Annotated in this window: 24 protein-coding genes, 1 other RNA gene and 2 pseudogenes; 18 read left to right on the top strand and 9 right to left on the bottom strand. The window is 57.0% G+C overall.

Annotated features, from left to right (window positions below; translation table 11 throughout):
• Window positions 1-138: 138 nt before the first annotated feature.
• On the bottom strand, window positions 139-522 hold the full coding sequence (gene grcA / locus ASF13_RS16640; RefSeq protein WP_056238782.1) for an autonomous glycyl radical cofactor GrcA: 384 nt from the start codon (window positions 520-522) through the stop codon (window positions 139-141).
• Window positions 523-699: 177 nt separating this feature from the next.
• On the opposite strand from grcA, the gene ung reads away from it, so the two are divergent.
• The 4 genes from ung to ASF13_RS16620 all read left to right on the top strand — a co-directional run bounded on the left by ung (window position 700) and on the right by ASF13_RS16620 (window position 4,511).
• Entirely contained in the window at window positions 700-1,380 is a 681-nt protein-coding gene (gene ung / locus ASF13_RS24435) for a uracil-DNA glycosylase (RefSeq protein WP_056238778.1), read from the top strand.
• A 33-nt stretch (window positions 1,381-1,413) separates the two neighbouring features.
• On the top strand, window positions 1,414-1,953 hold the full coding sequence (locus tag ASF13_RS24430) for a DUF2058 domain-containing protein (RefSeq protein ID WP_056238775.1): 540 nt from the start codon (window positions 1,414-1,416) through the stop codon (window positions 1,951-1,953).
• Window positions 1,954-2,036: 83 nt separating this feature from the next.
• Window positions 2,037-2,528, top strand: coding sequence for a cold-shock protein (locus tag ASF13_RS16625; protein WP_056238774.1), 492 nt, complete (start codon window positions 2,037-2,039; stop codon window positions 2,526-2,528).
• A 420-nt stretch (window positions 2,529-2,948) separates the two neighbouring features.
• A complete protein-coding gene (locus ASF13_RS16620) occupies window positions 2,949-4,511 on the top strand; it encodes a methyl-accepting chemotaxis protein (protein WP_056238769.1) in 1,563 nt (520 codons plus the stop codon).
• A 214-nt stretch (window positions 4,512-4,725) separates the two neighbouring features.
• On the opposite strand, the gene grpE is transcribed toward ASF13_RS16620, so the two are convergent.
• A complete protein-coding gene (gene grpE, locus ASF13_RS16615; protein WP_056238766.1) occupies window positions 4,726-5,310 on the bottom strand; it encodes a nucleotide exchange factor GrpE in 585 nt (194 codons plus the stop codon).
• A 123-nt stretch (window positions 5,311-5,433) separates the two neighbouring features.
• On the opposite strand from grpE, the gene nadK reads away from it, so the two are divergent.
• The 3 genes from nadK (at window position 5,434) to bamE (ending at window position 8,590) form a co-directional block, all read left to right on the top strand.
• Window positions 5,434-6,312 carry an NAD(+) kinase gene (nadK, locus tag ASF13_RS16610; RefSeq protein ID WP_056238763.1) on the top strand — a complete coding sequence of 293 codons (879 nt, stop codon included), beginning with the start codon at window positions 5,434-5,436 and terminating at the stop codon, window positions 6,310-6,312.
• Window positions 6,313-6,398: 86 nt separating this feature from the next.
• The gene (recN, locus tag ASF13_RS16605) at window positions 6,399-8,060 is read left to right on the top strand and encodes a DNA repair protein RecN (RefSeq protein ID WP_056238760.1); all 1,662 of its coding nucleotides are present in this window, start codon (window positions 6,399-6,401) and stop codon (window positions 8,058-8,060) included.
• A gap of 182 nt (window positions 8,061-8,242) precedes the next feature.
• Window positions 8,243-8,590 carry an outer membrane protein assembly factor BamE gene (bamE, locus tag ASF13_RS16600; RefSeq protein ID WP_056238758.1) on the top strand — a complete coding sequence of 116 codons (348 nt, stop codon included), beginning with the start codon at window positions 8,243-8,245 and terminating at the stop codon, window positions 8,588-8,590.
• 58 nt (window positions 8,591-8,648) lie between these two features.
• Here the strand turns inward: bamE and ASF13_RS16595 are convergent, their stop codons facing one another.
• Window positions 8,649-8,936, bottom strand: coding sequence for an RnfH family protein (locus ASF13_RS16595; RefSeq protein ID WP_056238755.1), 288 nt, complete (start codon window positions 8,934-8,936; stop codon window positions 8,649-8,651).
• Window positions 8,929-9,363 carry a type II toxin-antitoxin system RatA family toxin gene (locus ASF13_RS16590; RefSeq protein ID WP_056238750.1) on the bottom strand — a complete coding sequence of 145 codons (435 nt, stop codon included), beginning with the start codon at window positions 9,361-9,363 and terminating at the stop codon, window positions 8,929-8,931. Before ASF13_RS16590 ends, ASF13_RS16595 begins: the two co-directional genes overlap by 8 nt.
• A 161-nt stretch (window positions 9,364-9,524) precedes the next feature.
• Here ASF13_RS16590 and smpB point away from each other — a divergent pair, with 161 nt between their 5' ends.
• Both smpB and ssrA read left to right on the top strand, forming a co-directional pair.
• Window positions 9,525-10,007 (top strand): SsrA-binding protein SmpB, encoded by a 483-nt coding sequence (smpB, locus tag ASF13_RS16585; protein WP_056238748.1) that lies wholly within the window; start codon window positions 9,525-9,527, stop codon window positions 10,005-10,007.
• Window positions 10,008-10,056: 49 nt separating this feature from the next.
• Window positions 10,057-10,419, top strand: a transfer-messenger RNA (tmRNA) gene (ssrA, locus tag ASF13_RS23695).
• A 267-nt stretch (window positions 10,420-10,686) separates the two neighbouring features.
• Here ssrA and ASF13_RS16580 read toward each other — a convergent pair.
• Window positions 10,687-11,364 carry an EcsC family protein gene (locus tag ASF13_RS16580; RefSeq protein WP_056238745.1) on the bottom strand — a complete coding sequence of 226 codons (678 nt, stop codon included), beginning with the start codon at window positions 11,362-11,364 and terminating at the stop codon, window positions 10,687-10,689.
• A gap of 287 nt (window positions 11,365-11,651) precedes the next feature.
• Between ASF13_RS16580 and ASF13_RS16575 the strand changes: the two are divergent.
• From ASF13_RS16575 to ASF13_RS16565, 3 genes and pseudogenes are all read left to right on the top strand, one after another.
• A pseudogene (locus ASF13_RS16575) lies at window positions 11,652-12,524 on the top strand (DUF5906 domain-containing protein); the annotation flags it as partial.
• A 451-nt stretch (window positions 12,525-12,975) separates the two neighbouring features.
• Window positions 12,976-13,440, top strand: a complete 465-nt coding sequence (locus ASF13_RS16570) for an STM2901 family protein (protein ID WP_056238741.1) — start codon at window positions 12,976-12,978, stop codon at window positions 13,438-13,440.
• On the top strand, window positions 13,434-13,760 hold the full coding sequence (locus ASF13_RS16565) for a DUF1493 family protein (protein ID WP_056238737.1): 327 nt from the start codon (window positions 13,434-13,436) through the stop codon (window positions 13,758-13,760). The genes ASF13_RS16570 and ASF13_RS16565 overlap by 7 nt, the downstream gene beginning before the upstream one ends.
• Window positions 13,761-13,959: 199 nt before the next feature.
• On the opposite strand, the gene ASF13_RS16560 is transcribed toward ASF13_RS16565, so the two are convergent.
• A protein-coding gene (locus ASF13_RS16560; protein ID WP_156365608.1) for an IS3 family transposase occupies window positions 13,960-15,122 on the bottom strand; the annotation gives its coding sequence in 2 pieces (ribosomal slippage) (window positions 13,960-14,861 and window positions 14,861-15,122; 1,164 coding nt in all).
• Between the two features lie 63 nt (window positions 15,123-15,185).
• Between ASF13_RS16560 and ASF13_RS23690 the strand changes: the two are divergent.
• Together ASF13_RS23690 and ASF13_RS16545 are read left to right on the top strand one after the other, a co-directional pair.
• Window positions 15,186-15,527: pseudogene (locus tag ASF13_RS23690) on the top strand (Hcp family type VI secretion system effector); the annotation flags it as partial.
• 682 nt (window positions 15,528-16,209) lie between these two features.
• Window positions 16,210-17,064: a PA4780 family RIO1-like protein kinase gene (locus ASF13_RS16545; protein WP_056238722.1), complete on the top strand. Its 855-nt coding sequence runs from the start codon at window positions 16,210-16,212 to the stop codon at window positions 17,062-17,064.
• 195 nt (window positions 17,065-17,259) lie between these two features.
• Here ASF13_RS16545 and ASF13_RS16540 read toward each other — a convergent pair whose 3' ends face one another.
• Window positions 17,260-18,012, bottom strand: coding sequence for an aspartyl/asparaginyl beta-hydroxylase domain-containing protein (locus tag ASF13_RS16540; protein WP_056238718.1), 753 nt, complete (start codon window positions 18,010-18,012; stop codon window positions 17,260-17,262).
• 46 nt (window positions 18,013-18,058) lie between these two features.
• A complete protein-coding gene (locus ASF13_RS16535) occupies window positions 18,059-18,799 on the bottom strand; it encodes a hypothetical protein (RefSeq protein ID WP_056238715.1) in 741 nt (246 codons plus the stop codon).
• A gap of 420 nt (window positions 18,800-19,219) precedes the next feature.
• On the opposite strand from ASF13_RS16535, the gene ASF13_RS16530 reads away from it, so the two are divergent.
• Both ASF13_RS16530 and ASF13_RS16525 read left to right on the top strand, forming a co-directional pair.
• Window positions 19,220-19,951, top strand: coding sequence for a hypothetical protein (locus ASF13_RS16530; RefSeq protein ID WP_056238712.1), 732 nt, complete (start codon window positions 19,220-19,222; stop codon window positions 19,949-19,951).
• Window positions 19,952-19,964: 13 nt separating this feature from the next.
• Window positions 19,965-20,738 carry a hypothetical protein gene (locus ASF13_RS16525; RefSeq protein ID WP_056238709.1) on the top strand — a complete coding sequence of 258 codons (774 nt, stop codon included), beginning with the start codon at window positions 19,965-19,967 and terminating at the stop codon, window positions 20,736-20,738.
• Here ASF13_RS16525 and ASF13_RS16520 read toward each other — a convergent pair.
• Complete coding sequence (locus ASF13_RS16520; protein ID WP_056238706.1) at window positions 20,711-21,835, bottom strand: N-acetyltransferase; 1,125 nt, start codon at window positions 21,833-21,835, stop codon at window positions 20,711-20,713. The two genes, ASF13_RS16525 and ASF13_RS16520, sit on opposite strands and share 28 nt — an antisense overlap.
• 557 nt (window positions 21,836-22,392) lie before the next feature.
• Here ASF13_RS16520 and ASF13_RS16510 point away from each other — a divergent pair.
• Together ASF13_RS16510 and ASF13_RS16505 are read left to right on the top strand one after the other, a co-directional pair.
• The gene (locus tag ASF13_RS16510; RefSeq protein ID WP_056238692.1) at window positions 22,393-24,129 is read left to right on the top strand and encodes a fatty acyl-AMP ligase; all 1,737 of its coding nucleotides are present in this window, start codon (window positions 22,393-22,395) and stop codon (window positions 24,127-24,129) included.
• Entirely contained in the window at window positions 24,126-25,040 is a 915-nt protein-coding gene (locus ASF13_RS16505; protein ID WP_056238691.1) for an NAD(P)-dependent oxidoreductase, read from the top strand. The genes ASF13_RS16510 and ASF13_RS16505 overlap by 4 nt, the downstream gene beginning before the upstream one ends.
• Window positions 25,041-25,065: the final 25 nt, after the last annotated feature.

The following is a 25,065-nucleotide window of genomic DNA, read 5'->3' as shown; positions in this document are numbered from 1 at the left end:
AACCCGACCTGCCTGCGTCTGGCAGGTTAACCAGCGGGCCGACGCGGGGCGTAGCCGAAAAACGGCACCGCAGGCGCTGCCCCGATGCGGGCAGCACTCGCGATGCCGTACAGGTTGTGGCGTGGTTAGCGCCCGGGCTTACAGGCTTTCGGTAAAGGTACGGGTAATCACATCACGCTGCTGTTCCGGCGTCAGCGCGTTAAAACGCACCGCATAGCCGGAGACGCGAATGGTCAGCTGCGGGTATTTTTCCGGATCCTTGACCGCCTCTTCCAGCGTTTCACGGCTCAGCACGTTGACGTTCAGGTGCTGCCCTCCCTCAATCTTCACCTGTGGCTTCACCTCCAGCGGCAGCTCACGGTACTCGATCGGGCCGAGTTCGGCGATCGCCACCAGCTGGTCCTGCTGGTAACCGGCTCTGGCGCACAGGCAACGCGCCTGCTCGCTGTCGCTGTCCAGCAGCCAGAACGAGTTGAGCAGGTCCTGATTGCTGGCGTGGGTAATTTGAATTCCGCTAATCATCTTAATCCTCCGGGCCGGGCGGCAGCGGAGGCATTCCGCCACCGTCATTCTGCGGCCAGTGTGTTGAGCCTACCTGTATACCAGCCCGCCGCCCGCGGCGTTTTGACGCAAATCAATCTGTCCCGCTCAGGCAAACCACGTTAAGCTAGCCGGATTGTTTTTGATAAGGAGAGGGTAATGGTCAATACCATGACCTGGCACGACGTGCTGGCTGAGGAAAAAGAGAAACCTTACTTCCGTGAAACCCTGGCGAAGGTGAGCGCGGAGCGGGCGGCGGGTAAGACCGTCTACCCGCCGCAGAAGGACGTGTTTAACGCCTTCCGCCTGACCGAACTGGGCGCGGTAAAGGTGGTGATTCTGGGCCAGGATCCGTATCACGGCCCGAACCAGGCGCACGGGCTGGCGTTTTCAGTGCTGCCCGGCGTGGCCGTACCGCCGTCGCTTGTGAATATGTATAAAGAGCTGGTTACCGATATACCCGGCTTCGAACGGCCGAACCACGGCTTCCTCGAGAGCTGGGCGCGCCAGGGCGTGCTGCTGCTCAACACCGTGCTGACGGTGGAAGGCGGCCAGGCGCATTCGCACGCCAAATTCGGCTGGGAGACCTTTACCGACAACGTGATCGCCACCATCAACCAGCATCGCGAAGGCGTGGTGTTCCTGCTATGGGGCTCGCACGCGCAGAAGAAGGGCAGCATTATCGACCGCCAGCGCCACCACGTGCTGCAGGCGCCGCACCCGTCGCCGCTTTCGGCCCACCGCGGCTTCTTCGGCAGCGGGCACTTCTCGCAGGCCAACCGCTGGCTGAGCGAACACGGCGAAACGCCGATTGACTGGCAGCCGGTACTGCCGGAATAATTCCACAAAATTTCAACGGATCCAGATACCAAGATGACAAAACTAACCTTACAAGAGCAGATGCTTAAAGCCGGCCTGGTCTCCAGCAAGAAAGTGGCCAAGGTGCAGAGAACCGCCAAAAAATCCCGCGTGCAGGCGCGTGAGGCGAGAGAGGCGGTGGAAGAGAATAAAAAATCCCAGCAGGAGCGTGACAGGCAGCTGAGCGAGCAGCAGAAGCAGGCGACGCTGGCGAAAGAGTTCAAAGCCCAGGTTAAGCAGCTGATTGAGATGAACCGCATCAGCATCAACAAAGGCAGCATCGATTTTAACTTCACCGACGGCAACCTGATTAAAAAAATCGCCGTCGATAAGCCGACCCAGACGCAGCTGATTAACGGCCGCCTCGCCATCGCGCGCCTGACGGTGGACGGCAGCGCTGACAGCCACTACGCGATCATCCCGGCCATCGTCGCCGAAAAAATCGCCCAGCGCGATGCCAGCAGCATCGTGTTACACAGCGCGCTGACCGAGGAACAACAGGATGAAGACGATCCGTACGCCGACTTTAAGGTGCCAGACGATCTGATGTGGTAAGCAAAGGCGTGGTCTGCGCCGGCATTGTGTTTTACACTATGTGCCGTAATAACCGATCAGATTAACTCTATAAGTAGGCAACAATGGCGATGAACGGAACGATCACAACCTGGTTTAAAGATAAAGGTTTTGGCTTTATCAAAGATGAAAACGGCGATAACCGTTATTTTCATGTGATCAAGGTCGCCAACCCGGAGCTGATTAAGAAAGATGCGGCGGTGACTTTTGAGCCGACCACCAACAACAAAGGCTTATCTGCCTTTGCGGTGAAGGTGGCGGCAGAAGGTAAGTACATCTACATTGCCGGCGAGCGCCTGAAGCTCACCTCGATCAAGTCTTATCTGGTCTACAGCGAAGAGGTGCCGGCCGATCCTCGCATCGATAAAGAGAACACCGTGCTGTCGGTGGGTCTGCTGATGAGCAACATCCGGCCAAAAGCCGAAGCCGCTGCCGACGCTGCCGAAGAGATGCGCACGCTCAAAAAGCTGGCGATCACCACCTTCCAGGGCACCACGCTGATCTTCTCACAGGATGAGATCGACGTGGATGCCACGGTAAAAATGCTCAAGATCTGATTTCGCCGATCCGACGCACTAGCGGCCTGCTGCACCAAGCTTTGCAGCAGGCCAGCTGCGTACACCGTGTCGCTGCGCATGCCCACCGCCTACATTAAACCTTGCTAATAGTTTCCTGTCCGCTGTCCCTTGCTCCTCGTTCTCTGTTCCTTGCTTTCCCTGTTCCCTGTTCCCTGTTCCCTGTTCCCTGTTCCCTGTTCCCTGTTCCCTGTTCCCTGTTCCCTGTTCCCTGTTCCCTGTTCCCTGTTCCCTTATTGCACGCTCCCCGATCTACGCTTCAACGATTATTTACATTTCCTCACCTAAAAACGTGAGATTGCTCACTGATGCGTATCAAGTTTTCCCTACTGGTGCCGATGCAATCAGCAAGAGAAGCCACCCGATGCTTCCTGTTAAGTCCAACCTTAGGGAAAACCTGCAATGTCATTCGTTAAAAATATGCGCGTCGGCGCGCGGCTCGGTGCCGCGTTCGGCCTGGTCATCCTGCTGTTAATCATCGTCAGCGCTACCGCGGTGAATAAAATCAACCATATCAATCAGACCATCGACAGCATCGTCAACGATCGCTACGCCAAAGTGCGGCTGGCGTTTGAGGTGCGCGACGGGGTGAACGATCAGATTAAATTCCTGCGCGGGCTGGTGCTGGATACCGGCAACGAGGCGGGCAATACCAAGCGCTTTGCACAGATGGAGCAGTCCATCGCGCGAACTAACGCGGCGATCGATCGCATCGCGGCGCTGCAGACCTCCGTGGTCGGCAAAAAGAAAATTCAGGCGGTAAAGGACGCGGCTGCGTCATATGATATCGCGCGCGACCAGCTGGCGGTGCTGGTGCGCAGCGGCGATGTGGCGGCGGCGAAAGAGTTTGTGCTGCGCAGCATCACCACCTCGCAGAACGCCTTCCTCGATGTGGTGGTCAGCTTTGCCGACTCCCAGTCACAGCAGCTGCAGCAGGAGGGAAAAACCGCGGTGGCCGACGCCGGCACCGCAATTAAGGTGACGCTGTTCTTCTCGGCGATGGCGATTATCGCCGCCGTGCTGCTGGGCGTGTTCCTGACCCGTTCGATCGTGCGCCCGCTGCGTGAAGCGGTCACGGTGGCGGAGAACGTTGCCGCCGGCGATCTGCGCACCACCATTACCGTGCACTCGGCGGATGAGACCGGCCAGCTGATGCAGGCGCTGAAAAATATGAACGCCAACCTGCTGCAGATCGTCAGCGAAGTGCGCTCCGGCACCGACCTGATCGCCACCGCCTCCGGCCAGATCTCCGCCGGCAATCTGGACCTCTCCTCCCGCACCGAGCAGCAGGCCAGCTCGCTGGAGGAGACCGCCTCAGCGATGGAGCAGATGACCGCCACGGTCAGGCTCAACGCCGACAACGCCCGCCAGGCCAACGCGCTGGCGGCGCAGGCCTCTCAGGTCGCCACCGCCAGCGGCGACGCCGTGCGTCAAGTGGTCAGCACCATGGAGATGATTAACGGTTCGTCGCGCAAGATCGTCGATATCATTAGCGTGATTGACGGCATCGCCTTCCAGACCAATATCCTCGCGCTGAACGCGGCGGTGGAAGCGGCGCGCGCCGGTGAGCAGGGCCGCGGCTTTGCCGTGGTGGCCTCAGAAGTGCGTAGCCTGGCGCAGCGCTCGGCCTCGGCGGCGAAAGAAATTGCGCAGCTGATCGAAGATTCGGTGGCGAAAGTGGATCAGGGTGGCCGCCAGGTGGCGACCGCCGGCTCAACCATGGATGAGGTGCTGGCCAGCGTCAACAACGTCACGGCGATTATGGCGGAGATCTCCAGCGCCAGCGCCGAGCAAAGCAGCGGCATTGATGAGATCAATAAGGCAATCGTGCAGATGGATCAGGTCACCCAGCAGAATGCGGCGCTGGTAAATGAGTCCGCGGCGGCGGCACACTCGATGCAGGAGCAGGCGGCGCAGCTGTCGCAGGCGATCCGCGTGTTTAAGGTGGAAGCAGCGCACGGCTGAGGTTAGCCGCAGCAGAGCACAACCGTTGAGTTGGGCATCAGCCCTGTCACCTGGGTGTTATCCACCGTGACGGCTGGACATCAGTCCGTCGCACATGGATATGGCCAATCGTCGGTCAGGACGTTAGCCCATCGTACCAGGGATTTATCAACCGGGCTGGCCGTACGGCCAACCCGGGATCGTCCCTCCCACCGGGCGGCGGGAGGGGGCGTCATCAGGCCTTCGCCTTCGAGACCGCCACCATGGCCGGGCGCAGCAGGCGACCGTTCAGGGTATAGCCACGCTGCATCACCATCAGCACGTGGTTCGGGGCAACCTCTTCCGATTCCATCATCGACATCGCCTGGTGAACGTCCGGGTTAAACGGCACGTGCACGTCACCGACCACTTCCACGCCAAACTTGCGCACCGCGCCCAGCAGCGACTTCATGGTCAGGTCGATACCTTCGATCATTGAAGCCAGCTCAGGATTGGTCTTATCGGCCACTTCCAGCGCGCGCTCGAGGCTGTCGATCACCGGCAGCAGTTCGTTCGCGAACTTCTCCAGCGCGAACTTGTGGGCTTTCTCCACGTCCTGCTCGGTGCGGCGGCGGATGTTTTCGATCTCGGCCTGGGCACGCAGCTGTGCTTCACGCACGCCGCCCTGGGAGATCGCCAGCTGTGCTTCCAGCTCAGCGATACGCTCATCACGCGGATCCACGCCTTCTGCTGCTGTCTCTGCGTCCTGGGTTTGCGCCTGCTCCATCTCGATATCGTCTGAGACTTGCTCGTTTGGTGTGTTCTGTTCTTTACTACTCATGAATTTCTCCGCGTTTGTGCATAATCATGTCGCTGGTTGGCTTATTATGGGGATCAGAATCGCGGTTTCAAGGGAACCAGTTACATTACCGGGGGACTTTTCCTCGTAAGGAACGCCAGCAACATGAATAATCCGTTCAACTGCATCGGGATCGTCGGCCACCCGCGCCACCCTACCGCGCTCACCACCCATGAAATGCTCTGGCGCTGGCTGACCGCGCGCGGCTATCAGGTGATCGTGGAGCAACAGATCGCCCGCGAATTGAAACTGAGCGGCGTGGCCACCGGCACCCTGGCCGAGATCGGCCGCCAGGCGGACCTGGCGGTGGTGGTGGGCGGCGACGGCAATATGCTCGGTGCCGCACGGGTGCTGGCGCGCTACGATATTAAGGTGATCGGCATTAACCGCGGCAACCTCGGCTTCCTGACCGATCTCGACCCCGACAACGCGCAGCAGCAGCTGGCCGACGTGCTGGACGGTGAATACTTCACCGAGAGCCGCTTCCTGCTGGAGGCGCAGGTGTGCCGCCAGCACGGCTCGCCGCGCATCGGCACTGCCATCAACGAAGTGGTACTGCACCCCGGCAAGGTGGCGCATATGATCGAGTTCGAGGTCTACATTGATGAGATCTTTGCGTTTTCCCAGCGCTCGGACGGCCTGATTATCTCCACCCCGACCGGCTCCACCGCTTACTCGCTCTCCGCCGGCGGGCCGATTCTGTCGCCGACGCTGGACGCCATCGCGCTGGTGCCGATGTTCCCGCACACCCTTTCGGCGCGCCCGCTGGTGATCAACAGCAGCAGCACCATCCGGCTGCGTTTTTCCCATATGCGCAGCGACCTGGAGATCAGCTGCGACAGCCAGATCGCCCTGCCGATCCAGGAAGGGGAAGACGTGCTGATCCGCCGCAGCGACTACCACCTGAACCTGATTCATCCGAAAAACTACAGCTATTTCAATACGCTGAGCTCTAAACTCGGCTGGTCAAAAAAATCATTCTGATTTTTGCATTGCCATCTTTACTGGTTATAAAACCAGTATATACTGTATGAAAAACCATATCTGTTTTTCCATACAGGAAGATGACTATGCTGGCACAACTGACCATCAGTAATTTCGCGATTGTTCGCGAGCTGGAGATCGACTTTCAGCGCGGCATGACGGCGATCACCGGAGAGACCGGCGCGGGTAAATCGATTGCGATTGACGCGCTCGGGCTGTGCCTTGGCGGCCGTGCGGAGGCAGATATGGTGCGCCAGGGGGCAGCGCGGGCCGACATCTGCGCGCGTTTCTCGCTGAAAGACACCCCGACCGCCCAGCAGTGGCTGCAGGATAACCACCTTGACGACGGCGGCGAGTGCCTGCTGCGCCGGGTGATCGGCACCGACGGCCGCTCGCGCGGCTTTATCAACGGCACCTCGGTGCCGCTCTCCCAGCTGCGCGAGCTGAGCCAGACGCTGATTCAGATCCACGGCCAGCATGCGCACCAGCTGCTGCTGAAGCCCGATCACCAGAAAGCCCTGCTCGATGCCTACGCCGGGGAAACCCTGCTGGTGCAGAATATGGCGCAGCGCTATCGTCAGTGGCACCAGAGCTGCCGCGCCCTCGCCCGCCATCAGCAGCTGGCTCAGGAGCGTGAAGCGCGCCGCGAACTGCTGCAGTACCAGCTGAAAGAGCTTAACGAGTTCGCGCCGGTCAGCGGCGAGTATGAGCAGATTGACGAAGAGTATAAGCGGCTGGCCAACAGCGGCCAGCTGCTGTCAACCAGCCAGCAGGCGCTGATGATGCTGGCCGACGGTGAAGACCTGACCCTGCAACGCCAGCTGTACACCGCACGCCAGCTGATGGAAGAGCTGGTCGAGCTGGATGACCGCCTGAACGGCGTGTACAGCATGCTGGAAGAGGCGGCGATTCAGATCAGCGAAGCCAGCGACGAGCTGCGCCACTACGTTGACCGGCTGGATCTAGACCCGAACCGCCTGCACGAGCTGGAGCAGCGCCTGTCGAAACAGATCAACCTGGCGCGCAAGCACCACGTCACGCCGGAAGAGCTGCCGGTGTTCTACCAGCAGCTGCTGGCGGAACAGCAGGCGCTGGACCAGCAGGAGAGCGACCAGGAAGAGCTGAGCCAGGCGGTGAGCGAACACCACGCCGCGGCGCTGAGCTGCGCCGAAGATCTGCACCAGCGCCGCGCGCACTTCGCCGCCGAGCTGAGCGAGCTGATCACCGGGAGCATGCACACCCTGTCGATGCCGCACGGCCGCTTCAACATCGACCTGCAGTTTAACCCTGAGCAGCTGACCGCCGAGGGCGCCGACCGCATCGACTTCCGCGTCAGCACCAACCCCGGCCAGCCGCTGCAGCCGCTGGCGAAGGTCGCCTCCGGCGGCGAGCTGTCGCGCATCGCGCTGGCGATTCAGGTGATCACCGCCCGTAAGATGGACACGCCGGCGCTGATTTTCGATGAGGTGGACGTGGGGATCAGCGGCCCGACCGCGGCGGTCGTCGGTAAAATGCTGCGCCAGCTCGGTGAGTCGACCCAGGTGATGTGCGTCACCCACCTGCCGCAGGTGGCGGGCTGCGGGCACCAGCACTTCTTCGTCAGCAAACAGACCGACGGCGAGATGACCGAAACGCAGATGCACGCGCTGGATAAACGTGCGCGCCTGCAGGAACTGGCCCGTCTGCTGGGCGGCAGCGAGGTCACACGCAACACGCTGGCCAACGCCCGCGAGCTGTTAGCCGCCTGACGATGGCACTTTTCTTTCGCTTTGTGGTCATATCGTTGCTTCGCAGAGGTTTTAAACTGCGGAAAGGTTTATTATCATCGCCTGAATGATGACGTGTATATTACGCTGGTATCGTAGTCGTAAACCGATCGCTATCCCTGCCCTACCGGGATACCCAAAGCCACAAAGGAATAAATATACTTATGCGCTGTAAAACGCTGACTGCTGCGGCGGTGGTTGCTCTGATGCTGACCGCCGGATGTTCCACTCTGGAGCGAGTGGTTTACCGGCCTGATATCAATCAGGGGAACTACCTGGTTGCCACTGACGTTGCCAAGATCCATACCGGGATGAACCAGCAGCAGGTTGCTTACGCCCTGGGTACGCCAATGATGCACGACCCGTTCGGCAGCAACGTCTGGTATTACGTGTTCCGCCAGCAGCCAGGCCATGAGCCGGTGAAGCAGCAGACCCTGACGCTGACCTTTGACAGCAACGGCACGCTGACCAATATCGACAACAAAGCCGCCCTGAGCAAGTCAGAAGGCTGAACCGCCGTCGGTGACGGTCGGCAGACGATAAGAGTTTAAAAGTAAGGCGCCTGGCGCCTTATTTTTTTTCCGCGCGCTCGGCGCGCTGGCGGCGCAGCTCTTTCGGATCGGCCAGCAGCGGCCGGTAGATCTCAATGCGGTCCCCGCTTTGCACTTCGTCCTGCAGCTTTACCGGGCGGCTGAATATCCCCACCTTGTTCTGCTGCAGATCGATGTCGCTGCGCAGGTCCAGCAGACCGGAGGCGATAATCGCCTGCTCTACGCTGCTGCCTTCCGCCACCTTCACGCTGTAGAGATACTGCTTCTCCGGCAGCGCGTAGACCACTTCCACAGCAATATCAGGCACTGTAGACCTCTTTCGCTCGCTGGGTAAACGCCTGCACCATGCTGCTGGCCAGCTCTTTAAAGATGCGGCCAAACGCCAGCTCAACCAGCATATTGGTGAACTCAAAGTCGAGGTTCAGCTCAACTTTACAGGCTTCGTCGCTGAGCGGCGTAAAGCGCCAGCCGCCGCTCAGCTTGCGGAACGGCCCGTCAACCAGCTGCATCTGGATGCTCTGGTTGTCGGTCAGCGTATTGCGGGTAACAAAGGTTTTACTGATGCCGGCTTTGGACACGTCCACCGAAGCGGTCATCTGCTGCGGGCTGGATTCCAGCACGCGGCTGCCGGTACAACCTGGTAAAAACGCCGGGTAGCTGTCCACGTCGTTTACCAGCCGGTACATCTGCTCAGCGCTGAACGGCACCAGTGCGGAGCGACTAATCTGTGACATATTGATTCCTGTCTATACATAGAACACCTAAATAATACCATTGACGACAATCAAACAAAAATTCTCTCCCGCCTGGCATCTGCTAGAATACCCTGTTCCCCCCGCAGGGCAGATGACGGGGGATGCCAAAAACCACCGTTTCATGTACACTAAGTGGCACTATGACAAAGAAAAAAGCACATAAACCCGGTTCCGCGACCATTGCCCAGAACAAGCGCGCCCGCCACGAATACTTCATTGAAGAAGAGTTCGAAGCCGGGCTTTCGCTCCAGGGATGGGAAGTCAAAACGCTCCGCGCCGGTAAGGCCAACATCAGCGACAGCTACATTATGCTGCGCGATGGTGAAGCCTACCTGTTCGGCTCCACCTTCCAGCCGCTGATCGGCGCCTCTACCCACGTAGTGTGTGACCCGACGCGCAGCCGCAAGCTGCTGCTGAAGCAGCGCGAGCTCGACACCATCCTCGGTAAGGTCAACCGCGAAGGTTACACCGTGGTGGCGCTGTCGATGTACTGGAAAAACGCCTGGGCCAAGCTGAAAATCGGCGTGGCAAAGGGTAAAAAAGAGCACGACAAGCGCGATGACATCATCGAACGTGAGTGGAAATTAGACAAAGCACGCATTATGAAGCACGCCAATCGCTAAGCCTCTGGTAAAGCGACAGGTTTTGCTGTTATACTGCTAAACAGTACTTGGGGCTGATTCTGGATTCGACGGGATTTGCGTAGCCCTAGGAGCATGCCGAGGGGCGGTTTGCCTCGTTAAAAGCCGCAAAAAAATAGTCGCAAACGACGAAAACTACGCTTTAGCAGCTTAATACCCTGCTCTGAGCCCTCTCTCCCTAGCTTCCGCTCTTAAGACGGGGATCAAGAGAGGTCAAACCCAAAAGAGATCGTGTGGAAGCCTTGCCTGGGGCTGAAGCACTAAAACTAATCAGGCTAGTCTGTTAGTGGCGTGTCTGTCCGCAGCTGACCGGCGAATGTAAAGACTGACTAAGCATGTAGTGCCGACGGTGTAGTAATTTCGGACGCGGGTTCAACTCCCGCCAGCTCCACCAAATTCTTCGACGGCGATACCAGAATCGTCCGTTCAGAAGTCCTGAAAGCCCGCAAAGTGAAAGCTTTGCGGGTTTTTTTGTGTTTAAAACGCTATTGGAAATTGCCAGTTTCTGCTCGCTGAGGCAACCTGTCCCACTCACTTGCCTTGGCCTATTGAAGGCCAGTTCATGCTCAAGGGATGCATCTCCCGCCATGATGTTGGGGTAGTAAGCCCGATCCATTTAATCGCTGTGTTGATGGTGATTTAACAGAACGGGCCAGTACTTTCACTCTTGTGGTGCAGGTTCAGGTACTAACTCACCATCAATAATGAATGGGCTTCCTTTAATAAAAGCATCGCGTGCAACATTTCCAATTATGTTTGTACTTACAGCATCAAAAGTACCGCCAATCACACCACCGAGGATAGGAAGCATTTTCCCAAGGTTCACTAAGCCGGTTTGTCCAAACTTAGTAATAAGTCTAAAACCTACTGCACGATTAATAGCTTTAATCGTCTCACCAGAGATGCTTTTGATCAGTGAGGTAGTAAGTTTTGTACCCAACTGTATACCGGTATTCTTAAGTACTTCATTGGCAGCATTACCCGTGAGGGCAGCATAGACGAGGGATTTAACTTGATCGTTCTTGACGTCATAGCCACCCATGATAGCTATAGCCGCAATCATACGGATCTGAACATAGAAGACCGTAGCAATGTTGGCTGGGATCGTAACAGGTAAGGTCAGTGCTCCACCTAAACCAGTAAGAAATCCCGTAGTACCTGCTTTAGTATTTTGCCACCTGATAAGAGAATTGACCCTATCTTCAAGAGTACCTTCTTGATTTTTGTAATCTTCTGCCATCTCAAAAGCACTATCAACGCCAGGCAAGGATGTAAGTGCCTTTTCATATGCCCAATCGAGACTACTCATAATCATTTCTTGAGTTATCGGATTCTTCATTGCTCTTCCTTAAAATGAAATTGTTCCCGACGAGTATCGGCAAGCTGTATCGGAACATTAGGGTGCACTCTTAGACTTGGCCTCAGCGCCGCGCGGTACAAGCCTACCTGGGCCAGCTCAGGGTCTTGCCACAATTGCGTGTTGGTAAATCGCTGGCCAGCACCAGAAGCTTTTCACCGATAATGCGCACAACGAACTGCGTAAGCGCCTACCCCCGCCAGTTGCTCTCAAGCTTACCTCTGCGGCCCCCTAGACGGTGAGGTAATTTGGATGACGGAGGTCGTTTACGCAGCCTGATTAGCTTTCGCAACGGTGTGTTTGACACCACCACCGGCACCTTCAGCCCGCACCGCCGCGAGAACTGGCTGCGCAGGTGAGCAGCGTCAGCTATACCCCCGCCGTTTCGGGCGAAAGTCTGGCATAGCACGCGCCCGCGTTCTGGAAGTGCCGGGCGCGTCCATTCAAAGCAGGAGCGCATCTTAGCGGCGCTGTTTATGGTGCTGGCCAACCGCTACGACTGGCAGATGTTCCTTGAGGTAACGGGACCGGGCGGCAGCGGCAAGAGCGTGATGGCCGAAATAGCCACGCTGCTCGCCGGAAAGGACAACACCACCTCGGCCACCATCGAGACGCTGGAGTCCTCTCGCGAGCATGCCAGCGTGGTCGGCTACTCATTTATTATCCTGCCTGATCAGGAGAATTGGAGCGGCGACGGCGCGGGCATCAAGGCGATTACCGGCGGTGATGTCGTGCTTATTGACCCGAAGTACCGCGACGCCTACTCGGCCTACATTCCGGCGGTGATACTGGCGGTGAACAACAACCCGATGCGCTTCAGTGACCGCAGCGGCGGCGTGTCGCGCCGACGGGTTATCCTGCCGTTCCCGGACGCCATACCGGCCAGCGAGCGCGACCCGCAGCTGCTGGCGAAGATTGCCGGTGAACTGGCGGTTTTCGTGCGCCACCTGATGCAGCGCTTCACCGCGCCGGAGGAGGCACGTGCGCTGCTGCAGGCGCAGCAGACGTCCGGTGAGGCGCTGGAAATCAAGCGTCACGCAGATCCGCTGGTCGACTTCTGTGGCTACCTGATGCCGCTGAGCCAGCCGAACGGGCTGTATATGGGTAATGCGAACATTCGCCCGCTGAACCCCAAGCGTTACTGTAAGTATCCCTGCTAAACGTACCGTTCACTTTCCGATATCTTCCAGCTTACTGATAACGTTGACCTGAGGTGATCGTTATACGTAAAGCACGGTTAATAGAGCACCAGATTATCAATGTCCTGAAGTCGGTTGAAGCAGACCGCAGTCATGCGGTTGCCCTTTACTCCCTGTGTGATCTCTTCAATTCTATCCTACTGTTTGCCGCAATTGACTAATGGGAGTAGAAATCACTCAGTACAGTTATTATTTAAAAAGGTAATTGCATAGTTCGGCGAGCGTGTTCATCGTCTCAATCCTTGGTCATACAGATTTCTATACGCATAAACTTCTGCACCATCCTTACCAACTATAAACATATCCCCACCCTTAAAAATCAACAAATCACTTATAGACGCCCCTCAAAACAGCCCATATCCTCCATCTCATATACCAACCAAAGGATTGAGAATTGGACACGACAGAAGAGCTAAATGGAACCTGTTTCTACGCTGGAAAACCTAATCTCAACGCGGCGGAACTTCTGTTTATGATTTTTTGTGAAAACACTGCCAGTCAGTTCGGCATAGGTGCGGCAGATTTTGGCGCTGTCGTTGCGCTAATATCCGGCCGAAACAATCTTGGTACTCGTCCCAAACCAGTAGGTGCTACCCTGGGAACATCCTATGCATCGAAAGCAGCCAGGAAAATGTTTAAAAAAACAAAGTTTCCTTTCGGAATTTCAATGCCAACATGGCTTGGTGGTTACACTCCATGGACGGCAAAGCGAGTCATGGTGCGTAACATCGGAACATTTGTCGGGCGCTCTATTCCCCTGATTGGCATAATTATCCTGGCTGCCGATGTTTCAGCTATCATCTATCGTACAGTTCGAGACTACAACATCATCGCAAGGGGAGGAGATAAAATATGGTAGATAATGTCGAACATCAGATTTACGAACTGATACGCCCCTATGCAGGCACCTACATTTTCAATATCAGAAAGGTTGAGTTAAATCGCGATACCGACCTCAATTCCGATCTTAGTATCGATGAGCTTGAAGCTGAGGATTTAATGAACGATTTCTTCAATAAATTCAATGTCGAAAAAGGGAAATTCAACATACAAACCTACTTTCCGGACATCCCCTTTTCTCTTAATCCATTCAGAAAGACGGAACCGGTGCCGGTACCTGCATTTACTATCAATATGCTTATAGAGTCAGCTAAAGCAGGAAAGTGGTTGTTTGATTAAATATAATTAAGGAGAGTTATATGGCAGTCCCTGTACATTTATTTTTGACAGACGATGGCGGAGCCGTGATCCGGGGTTCGTGCGATGTAATAGAACGCGAAGGAAGCATTGAGTTAAGGAGCTTATACCACTGCCTGACGATTCCAACCGATCCTGCAACAGGGAGAGTTGATCCTACCCGCATAATGTGGACACGCCCCTAAGCGAGGGTCTGGTTTTCGAACTGTCCGGGGCTGACACCGCCGCAGGCACTGTGACGACGCCAGCGATTGTAATCGCACTCGATATAATTAAATACGGCTGAACGCATCATTTCACGGCTGGCAAAACGTTCTCCGTGGATACATTCCACCTTCAGTGAGTGGAAGAAGCTCTCCGCACAGGCATTATCGTAGCAGTTGCCTCGTGCGCTCATGCTTCCGCGCAGATTATGCCGCTTCAGCAGTGCCTGATAGACCGCGGAGCAGTATTGCCCGCCCCGATCCGTATGAACGATAACGTATTTTGGCCGCTTACGCCGCCACAATGCCATCTGCAGGGCATCGCACGCCAGCTGTGCTGTCATCCGCGATGACATTGACCAGCCGATAACCGCCCGTGACCACAGGTCAATAACCACGGCAAGGTACAGCCAGCCTTCATCCGTGCGTAAGTACGTGATGTCTCCAGACCACTTCTGGTTCGGGCCGCTGGCGTAAAAGTCCTGCTTCAGCAGGTTTTCTGAGACCGGCAGACCGTGTTCACGGTAGCTGACCGGGCTGAACCGCCGTGACGCTTTTGCCCGCAGCCCCTGGCGCCGCAGGCTTGAGGCTATCGTTTTCACATTGTATGTCAGGCCCTGCGCACGCAGCTCTTCTGCCAGACGGGGTGCGCCGTAGCGCAGTTTAGCCCGGCTGAATGCGTTACTGACGACGCTGTCGCAATCATGGCGGAACCGCTGGCGTGCATTGATTACCGTGCACCGGCTCCGCCAGGCGTACCAGCCGCTTCGGGCCACACACAGTACCCGGCACATGGCTTTAATACTGAATTCAGCCTGGTGTTTTTCGATAAAGACATACTTCATTTCAGGCGCTTCGCGAAGTATGTCGCGGCCTTTTGGAGAATGGCCAGCTCCTCGTCCTTTTCAGCTAACTGGCGTTTAAGGCGGGCGATCTCGGCAGCCTGTTCGTTCTCACGTTCAGAGGCAGTTGTCTGGCCCTGCTGTTTACTGCGCCAGTTATAGAGTTGGGATTCATACAGGCTGAGTTCGCGGGCAGCAGCGGCGACACCGATACGTTCAGCCAGTTTAAGGGCTTCTGTACGGAATTCGGGTGTGTGTTGCTTACGTGTTTTTTTGCTGGTTGTGGCCGGTTTTGTCATGTGAGTCACCTCTGGTTGAGAGTTTACTCACTTAGTCGCGTGTCCACTATTGATGGGTAAGATCAAGTCACGGGCACGCGTCAGCACTCCCCTTTCCACTTTACTAAAGAGCTGGATAGTGCATCACCCTATCTTTTCAAAGCAGTAGCCACCGGGCAGACTTTAAGATCGGCTGAATTCAGATTTTATCATATTAATGATGCCGGGCAGGAGGTCGAATATTACCGAATTACACTGGAGAACGTTAAAGTGATCTCTGTCAGTCCGGTAATGCACGATACCCGGAATTGTCCGGGTACGGGGCATATGGAAGAAGTTGCCTTGTGTTATGAGAAGATCACACATCTGTACCGAGATGGTAATTTACTGGCTCATGATTCATGGAATGAGCGACCTTCAGCTTAAGAGAGTATTTAAACTCTCTTAAGCTGCCCTAACTGCCATCAGTCAACGGCAGAAGCCTGGCAAGATAAACCGATCAGATGGTCAAACTGCTCCGGCGCCGGGCACGTAAGTTGCTCCATCGCCGGTGCGGCGTCGGTGTACAGCCATTATCTGGCTTCGGTCAGGTGGATACTGCACGTGGTGCGCTGCATCATGCTCCTGTTTATCTCTGCCCTGTTAACAGAATGAGATGTAGGCGATCGTGCTGCGCTCCGGCGGCCAATGCCGATCGATGCACAGAGCGTTTGCTTTTCTACGGATAATGAAGATGTTTTAAACCGTCATTATGTTTTCTCTTTTCAATCCGGCCAGCTTATCGAATATTGCAAACTCAGCGCTACCTCAGGATGATACGTTCCATGCCCCCATTACGCGGGCGACGCTAAACGAAGGTACTATCCTGTTCGGCCTGGCGGCCATCTCAACAACTGTGACATTTTTCACTCTTTACGGCTTCCCCCTTCCCCACACGCCACAACCCTTCGAAACCCTCCCCCCACCAATCTTTTTTGTCTCTGTTAACTCTGGCATTTCTCTGCCGATCTTCGATAAAATCAGCCAATGAGCAAACTCTGCCAACTTTTTCAGTATCGCCAGCGGTGGTATGGATACGAAAAGCGGCTGAAATAGGGTATAAAGCCGCATGAAAATCCCAAACAGAATCCAGCCCCTGGTTGATGACGGCCTGATAGACGAAGTGCTGCAGCGGCTGAAGAGCGGTAAAGAAGCCGACGTGTACACCGTGCTCTGCAATGGCAACGTGCAGTGTGCCAAGGTGTACAAGGAAGCCACGCAGCGCAGCTTTAAGCAGGCCGTGCAGTACCAGGAGGGGCGTAAGAACCGCAGCTCGCGAAATACCCGTGCGATGCAGAAAGGGTCAAAGTTCGGCCGTAAGCAGCAGGAGGAGTCGTGGCAGATGGCCGAGGTCAACGCGCTGTTCCGCCTGGCGGATGCCGGCGTGCGCGTGCCGCAGCCTTACCTGTGCGTGGACGGCGTGTTGCTGATGGAGCTGGTCACCGACGGTGAAGGCGGCGTGGCACCACGCCTGGGCGATATCAGCCTGTCGGCAGAGGAAGCGGTGGCGGATTTCGCCACCATGATCCGCAATATCGTGCGCATGCTCTGCGTGGGTATCGTACACGGCGATCTGTCGGAGTTTAACGTGCTGCAGGATGCGCAGGGGCCGGTGATTATCGACCTGCCGCAGGCCGTGGACGCCGCCGCCAACAACCATGCCAAATCGATGTTCCAGCGCGACGTGAACAACATCACCGCTTACTACGGCCAGTTCGCGCCGCAGCTGCTGAAAACGCGCTATGCGAAAGAGATCTGGCAGCTGTATGAAGACGGCAAACTAACGCCGGAAGTGCCGCTCACCGGGCTGTTCGTGGAAGAAGAGCACGTGGTGGATATGGACTCACTGCTGGATGAGATCATCACGGCGGAAGATGACTACTACGAGCGCCAGCGGGCGATGAGAGAACGCGACGACGATTGAGTGGCGGAGCGGGTCATTAACAGCAACGCGACGTTAAAGCGATGGTGCCGTCAGGCATGCTGATATGACCTGACGAGTCGATACATGTAGCACTCCTTCCTGAACGGCTTCCAACCGGGCAGGGAAGCAAAAAACCTGGCACGTTACCGTGACCAGGTTTTTTTTCGTCCTCCCGTTGGCGGGCGCAAACGCCGGTTAGCGGTCGTTCGCTTCACGGTTCCACTTCGCCAGATTCTTCAGCGGCTGCTTTACGTAGGGGCTGGCGTTGATCAGCGCGAACAGCAGCCTGTTGACCAGCGTGCCCAGCCGGTCCATCGGCCGGTCGATATCCAGAAACAGCACCGCGCGCAGTTCGTCGGTGTCGTTACGCACCTCATGCTCGTAAGAGTCATCAAACAGCAGCACTTTACCCTCCTGCCAGTGCAGGATCCGGTCGTCTACGCGCAGCCAGACCTTGTCGGCCTGTTTCGGTACGATCAGCCCGAGGTGGGCGCGCACCACCGCCCGCGTCGGCCCCTTGTGCGGCACGATATGGTAGTTCGGCTTGAGGATCGAGAACATCGCGGTGCGCATATGCGGGATCGCGGCGATCGCCGCCGCGGTGCACGGGCACAGCGCGCAGTTGTCATCGATGCGTTTGCCGTAGATCACCATGCCGAAGGTTTTCCAGTTATCGCCCTTAGAGATGCGCTGTTGATCGGGGGAGATCTGATGGAAGGCCGGGATCTGCTGCGGGTTCTCCAGCAGGTGCTCAAGTTCGGCGCGGATCTCCGGCCAGGCGGCTTCCAGCGCCGGCACCCAGTCGAAAACGCGGGTATCTATCTGCGGCGTGTCCGGGATCAGCGAGTGGCGTGACTGAAAGCGGCCGCTCCAGCGCAGCACGTGCTTGCCCGCCTTGATCAGCAGGCGTTGATACAGGGGCCGTCCTGGCCGGGGGTCAGCAGACATATTTAAGGTTCCTCAGAAGTTGCGGGTTCACAGCACCGACCAGTTGCTATCCACCCGCGGTGTGCTCGTGGTTTATCGGCTGCCCGGATACACTGGTCTGATACCCGCTGCGCTGCATAAAGTCGGTCACCACGCTTAAGACTTCACTCAGCACCTCGTCCAGCGGCAGGTCGGCATCAATGTTCGCTACCTGGCTGCCGCTGAAGGTCAGCCGTGGCGTGATGGCGATTTTTTTCGCCAGCGACGTGCGCCGGTGGTCGGGCTTGCGGTTACAGGCGACGTCGAGCGATACGTTGAGTTTGATCACCAGGTCGGGGCGAGTGCCTGTCATCCAGCGGAAGGCGCTCTTTTCCAGCCCGGCTAAGCGGTTGACCAGCCGGCCGGCGGTGGCGTCTGCCGGCAACAGCAGGCCATCGTAGCCACCCTGAATCTCCATTTGCGGGAACCGGTCCGCCAGAATAATATTTCCCCGGCGGCGCAGCTTAAGCATGCGGCGAAAGCGCAGCAGCCGGCGGAGCACAAACGCCATCAGCACCAGCGCCGTTAGCGGGCTGTAGTGCGACCGGCTGACGCTGATGCGGTTATGGTTAATCTTCTTTTTAAGAAACCGGCCCATTAACGGCAACCTGACCAGCGCGCGTTCAACGTTGCCCGCCTGTTTGCCCAGGTGGACCCGCGTCGCCGGGCCACAGCTTTGCAGAAATACCAGCAGACGTTCGCTGACGGTAGATTTTCCTGAGCCATCGCAACCGACGATCGCAATAAGTGGAGGCGTGTTTGATTGCATTAATCACTCCCTTGTCTTTACATAGCGCATTTTTTTAATCCCTGATGCGCTTTTCTTTCCGGATAAAATTCATTCCCACCAATAATTTTACGCACCACAAACCCTGACCAGATACGATATCCTCACCCCGAAGAAAAATACGCTTAAGCCAGATTAAAATTCAACAAAAAAACAATTGCGCATTGTATCTGACTGCCTTTACATGCCTTAACCATATCATGCTTAAATAATCACGACCGTTCTCGCACATCGCCTTTACATTACCTCTGGCAATGAAAGGCAGTATTTTTATCTTTTAATGCGCAACACTCTTATTCAGCCTGTACTCAGCGCTTACAGCACGCGTTCAACAAGACAAATAACTTTGGCGGAAATAATATCGCGATTTCGTCCTCTTTTACTCTTCACACAGTGGTAACCATGAGTCAGAACATGAAAAATATGACCCGACATCCGCCTGTGCGGGTTATTGCCATCACCGGCTGTGATGGCGCGGGTAAATCAACCTTAGCCTCCGGCCTGGTAAATCGTCTCTCCCCTGGCCTGGCCGCCGAGCTCTGTTATCTCGGACAGTCATCAGGCCGCCTCGGCGAGTGGATTAGCCGCCTGCCGCTGATTGGCGCGCCGTTTGGCCGCTATCTGTTAAACAGCGCCGGGCGGGTTCATCAGCGCCCCGCCAGCCCGCCGGGGAATATCGCCGCGCTGGCAATCTTCCTGCTCTCCTGCTGGCGGACGGTTAAGTTCAGACGCATGCTGCACAAAGCCCACCGCGGGGTGCTGTTAATTACCGATCGTTATCCGCAGGCGGAAGCGCCCGGCTTTCGGGTGGATGGCCCGCAGCTGGCCAGGGCGCAGGGCGGCAACCGCTGGATTAAGGCCCTGCGCCGGCGAGAACAGGCGCTCTATCGGTGGATGGCCTCATATCCGCCGCTGCTGTTGCTGCGCCTGGATATTGATGAGCAGACCGCCCACCAGCGCAAACCCGATCACGATATCGCGGCGCTGCGTGAAAAAATCAGCGTTATTCCACGGCTCAATTTTAACGGCGCCACCATTATCGACCTTAAAGGACAGGAACCGGCCAGCAGGGTGCTGGATGCTTCGCTGCAGGCCGTTCGCCTTTCACTGTCGCTTCCCCCTTCTGTGGATTAATCGCTTTATCACTATGAGAAAAAACGACCTTCCCCCTCCCGTTCCTGCCGCCCGCTCTGTTACCGGCATGATCGCCATCGTCGGCTGTGACGGCTGCGGAAAATCCACTCTGACCGCCGATCTGGTCAGCAGGATGAACCTTCAGCGCGCCACCACGCGCTGCTATCTGGGGCTGATTTCGGGGGAACAGGGCGATAAAATTAAGCGCCTGCCGCTGATCGGGCCCTGGCTTGAGCGCCGCCTGGCCGCCAAATCAGAGAAAACACAGAGCATGCGCAACCGGTCGCCGCCGCTGTGGGCGGCGCTGGTGATGTACGGCCTCTCGTGCTGGCGGGCGAGAAATTTACGCAAGGCGCAGCGTCTGGCGGCCAGCGGCGTGCTGGTGATCGGCGATCGCTATCCGCAGGCTGAGGTGGCAGGTTTTCACTATGACGGGCCGGGGATTGGCCCTGAACGGGCTAACGGCTGGCTGATCACCCGGCTGGCGCGTAAAGAGCAGCAACTCTATCGGCAAATGGCGTTACTGCGCCCGCAGCTGATTATCCGCCTGGCGATTGACGTCGATACCGCGTTTTCCCGTAAGCCCGATCACAGCTATAGCGAACTGGGTGACAAAATCGCGGTGATGACGCGCTTAAACTATAACGGCGCACGCATCGTCGATCTGGATTCCCGCGCGCCGTATCAGCAGGTATTCAGCGCGGCGCTGGCGGCGCTGTCCGGCGTGGCCGTGGCAGGCGAAGAGTCTGCCAACTGCGATCACAGCCTTTTTTCAAATAACCGGTAACGTTTGTAAGGGTCGGCGCCGATGCGTTCCAGTATGCCGCGCATGCCGGCGTTGGACTCTAAGATCCACGACATCTCCACGGACTCGATATTGCGGCGCATCAACGCGTCGCGCAGGGCTTCAATCATCAGCAGCGCCACCACCGGCCCCAGGCGGCTGAACTGATGCGCCTTGATCACCCCCATCAGCGGCACCCGCGCGCTGCGCACTCCGCGCACCTTTAACCGCCACAGCAGCTTCGCCCAGCCAAACGGCAGCAGGCTGCCGTTTAAGTCAGCGATGGCCTCATTGATATTCGGCAGGCCGACGATAAAGGCGATCGGTTTACCCGCCATTTCGGCAATACAGATCAGATCGTCAGGCACCAGTAATTTGAGCTGATCGCCCATCGCGGCAAATTCGTGTTCGGTAAAGGGCACAAATCCCCAGTTGTTCTGCCAGCCTGAGTTAAAGATTTCACGCAGCAGCTGCATCTCTTCAGCGAATTTTTTGCGGTTTAGCGGGCGGATGGTCACCTTATCGCGCGCGTGGTCCATCAGTTTGCGCAAAGAGGTGTTGAAGTGCAGCGTGCTGAGGCGCATCGAATAGGCCAGCAGGTCGATGCCTTTGCGGTATCCCTGCTGCATTACCCGGTCGGCATACCAGGGTTTGCCGTGCAGCATCAGCGCCGATGGCGGCGTGTTAAACCCCTCCATCAGCAGGCCGCTCTCCTGGTTAACGTTGAGGCTGAAGGGCCCGGTGATGTTGCGCGCGCCTTTTGACCGTAACCACTCTTCGGCGGCGTTAAATAACGCGCTGAAAACCTGCGGGTCGTCGATGGCATCGATCATGCCGAAGTGGCCGCTATCGTCGCCGTAGCGCTGGCGGTGGAGGGAGTCAATCTGCGCGATGATGCGGCCAACCACTCTTCCCTCCCGCTCTGCCAGCCATGCCTGCCACTCCACATGCTGCGCTGCGGGGTTGCGGGCTGACAGATGCTCCCGCCGTTCAAGACTGAGGGGGGTTATCCAGTTTGGGTCATCCTGAAAAAGCGTGGTGGGAAAGCCGATAAATGCGTTGAGATCGCGTTTTGAGACAACTTTTTTTATTGTAATCATAAATACCATCATGTCGATTTTTTATAACAACACAGAGCCAGCGCGGCCGGACAGATTAATTTCTTTACCAGGTCACGCATTAACAAATCATGCTAAAGATATCGACATAATATAATTAACCACTGATGTACGCCCTTAGCCAAACACCAGGAATAACCTGATAACAAACGGGCAATTAATGCTTTATAGCCACACTCACCTCATTCCGGGTAAAAAAGCACGGATCAGACATGACATTGCGCAGAAAATAAATAGGATAATCAACTCCATTTCAGAGTCAGGCATAAAACGTGGTCTGATGTTGTGCAAACTGATAACGCTGCGGGGCTATGATTTGCTGTTAATCATGCATTCAGCCCCGTCCTTGCTCTGTTTCTTTAGCCTGCGCACCGCATTATTCGCTGCGCATCAGCTATACGGGATGCCAGCGGCCTTACGTTATAAATACCCGGTTAATTAATATTCGCCTGCTGTCACGACACCAGGTACCGATTAAGAAAGGCCGGCCGTGATCACAACAATCAACCGTTTTTTTGTCTTCTAAGGATACGTTGTCAATGTCCGAAACCAGCTCGATCCATACCCTCCCCATCCGCTATGCTGATTTTCCTTCGCTGGCAGCGGCGTTGGATTACGCGGCACAAGGCAGCACCGGCATGAACTTTTACGACCGCCGTAATCAACTGGTAATTGCGTTGGAATATCGGGAGTTACGCCAGCGTGCGCGCCAGGCCGCCCGTCGACTGCTTTCCATGAGTTTGCCCCGGGGCACGCGCGTTGCGCTGTTCGCGGAGACCCGTGCGGAATTTGTCGACATTTTTTTTGCCTGCCAGTATGCCGGCCTGGTGGCGGTCCCGCTGGCCATTCCGCTGGGGGTTGGCCAGAGTGCGTCCTGTATCAGCAAACTCGAACGGCTGCTCAGCAGCTGCCAGCCCGCCGTCATTATTGCCGGCAGCGAGTGGCTACCGCTGATCCATGCCGCACAAATCCCCCCCGATCTGCGCATTCTCAGCCATGATGACCTCAACGCCCTGCCTGAATACGAGGTGACGCTGTGGGCTCCGGCTCCTGACGATATTGCCTATCTGCAATATACCTCCGGCAGCACCCGCTTTCCGCGTGGGGTGATCGTCACCCAGCGTGCGGTGATGGCCAACCTGCGGGCAATCGGCCAGGACGGTATTAAGGCGCACGCCGGGGATCGCTGCGTCTCATGGCTGCCGTTCTATCACGATATGGGGCTGGTGGGCTTTATGTTAACCCCGATGGCGACACAGCTGTCGGTTGATTACCTGCGTACGCAGGACTTTGCCATGCGCCCGCTGCTGTGGCTGAAGCTGATTACCCGCAACGCCGCAACGATTTCGGTTGCGCCGCCGTTTGGTTATGAAATTTGCCTGCGCCGTAGCAGTGAGAAAGAACTGGCCGAGCTGGATCTCTCCAGGTGGCGCGTAGCAGGTGTCGGCGCTGAACCGGTTCCCTCCGATCTGCTGACGCGCTTTTACCATCGTTTCAGTCAGGTGGGGTTTGCCCGCGACGCCTTTATGCCCTGCTACGGGCTGGCTGAAAACACCCTGGCGGTGAGCTTCTTCGATCGCGCAACCGGCCCGCAAAGCCACGTTGTTGACCGTCATATTCTGGAGCATGAAGGCCGCGCGGTTGAGCCGGTTGACCCGGCGCGCGCGCGGTCAACCTTTGTAAACTGCGGCAAAGCGCTGCCCGGCCATCGCATCGAAATTCGTAACGATCGGCAACAGCGGCTGCCAGAGCGTCAGGTCGGACATATCTGCATCGCCGGCCCCAGCCTGATGAGCGGCTATTATGGCGATGCGGCCTCACAACAGCAGATCCGGGCGAACGGCTGGATGGACACCGGCGATCTGGGCTATCTGCTGCAGGGCAATCTGTACATCACCGGCCGTAAAAAAGATCTGATCATTATCCGCGGCCGCAATATCTGGCCACAGGACATTGAAGGGGTGGCCGAATCAGAGCCGGAGTTCCGCAGCGGCGATGCGATTGCCTTTGTTACCACGCCGGGCGGTGAGGATGCCGCGCGCATTATTTTGCAGATCCAGTGCCGGATCAGCTCCGCCGAGCGGCGCAGCCAGATCGTTCATTCACTCTCATCACGTATCCAGAGCGAGTTCGGCGTGGCGGTGGATATCATGCTGGTGCCGCCCCACAGCATTCCCAAAACCTCGTCCGGCAAACCCTCCCGCGCCGAGGCCAAAAAACGCTATCTGACCGGGTCGGGCGCGCCGACGCCGCGGCTGACGGGCCATGCGCAATGAACGCCACCGTGGCGTTAACCGGTGCGACCGGATTTATCGGCAAGCATATTGCCGAACATCTGCTTGCCGCAGGTTTTATCGTGCGCGCCCTGACCCGCTCGCCGGAGAAATCTGCCGACCGCAGGCTGGCCTGGGTCCACGGGTCGCTGGAGAGCTCCGACTCGCTGCGGGAGCTGGTCAGAGGGGCGGACTCGGTTGTTCACTGCGCAGGGCGGGTGCGCGGGCAGTCTCAGGCCGCCTTTATGACTTCGAACGTTACCGGCAGCACGCGGTTGCTAGAGATGGCGAAGGAAAACAGCTGCTGTAAACGCTTCCTGTTTATCTCGTCGCTGGCGGCCCGCCATCCGCATCTCTCGTGGTATGCGCACTCCAAATATGTCGCCGAGCAAAGGCTGACGGCCGAAAAAGGGCCGCTCGCGCTGGGGATATTTCGCCCGACGGCGGTGTACGGGCCCGGCGATAAGGAGCTGCAGCCGCTGTTCCGCTGGCTGCTGCGCGGCCTGCTGCTGCGGCTGGGCCAGCCGCAAACACAGCTGTCGTTTCTGCACGTCTGTGATTTAGCCCATGCCGTCATCCGCTGGTTGCAGCATCACGACGCTGCCGCCGGCCCTTATGAACTCTGTGACGGGCTACCCGGCGGCTACAGCTGGCCACGCCTGCGGGAGATCGGCGCGGCGGTGCGCCATGGCCCGGTAAGACTGGTAGGCATTCCGCTGCCCGTTCTCAGGCTGCTGGCCCACCTGAGCCAGGCCTTACAAAGGATCTCCCGCAAAGAGCCAATGTTGACGCAGAGCAAAATCGGCGAGTTGACCCATCCCGACTGGTCAGCGAGCAACCAGCTGCTGTCTGAGCGCATTGACTGGGCACCGACGATCCGCCTGGAGCAGGCGCTGCGTGACGAACTGTTTTGATAATACTGACGACAGGGTTACAGAG

This window comes from Erwinia sp. Leaf53 (assembly GCF_001422605.1).
Lineage (GTDB): Bacteria > Pseudomonadota > Gammaproteobacteria > Enterobacterales > Enterobacteriaceae > Erwinia.
The sequence above is the reverse complement of the archived record's forward strand: the minus strand, read 5'-3'. Positions and strand labels throughout refer to the sequence as shown.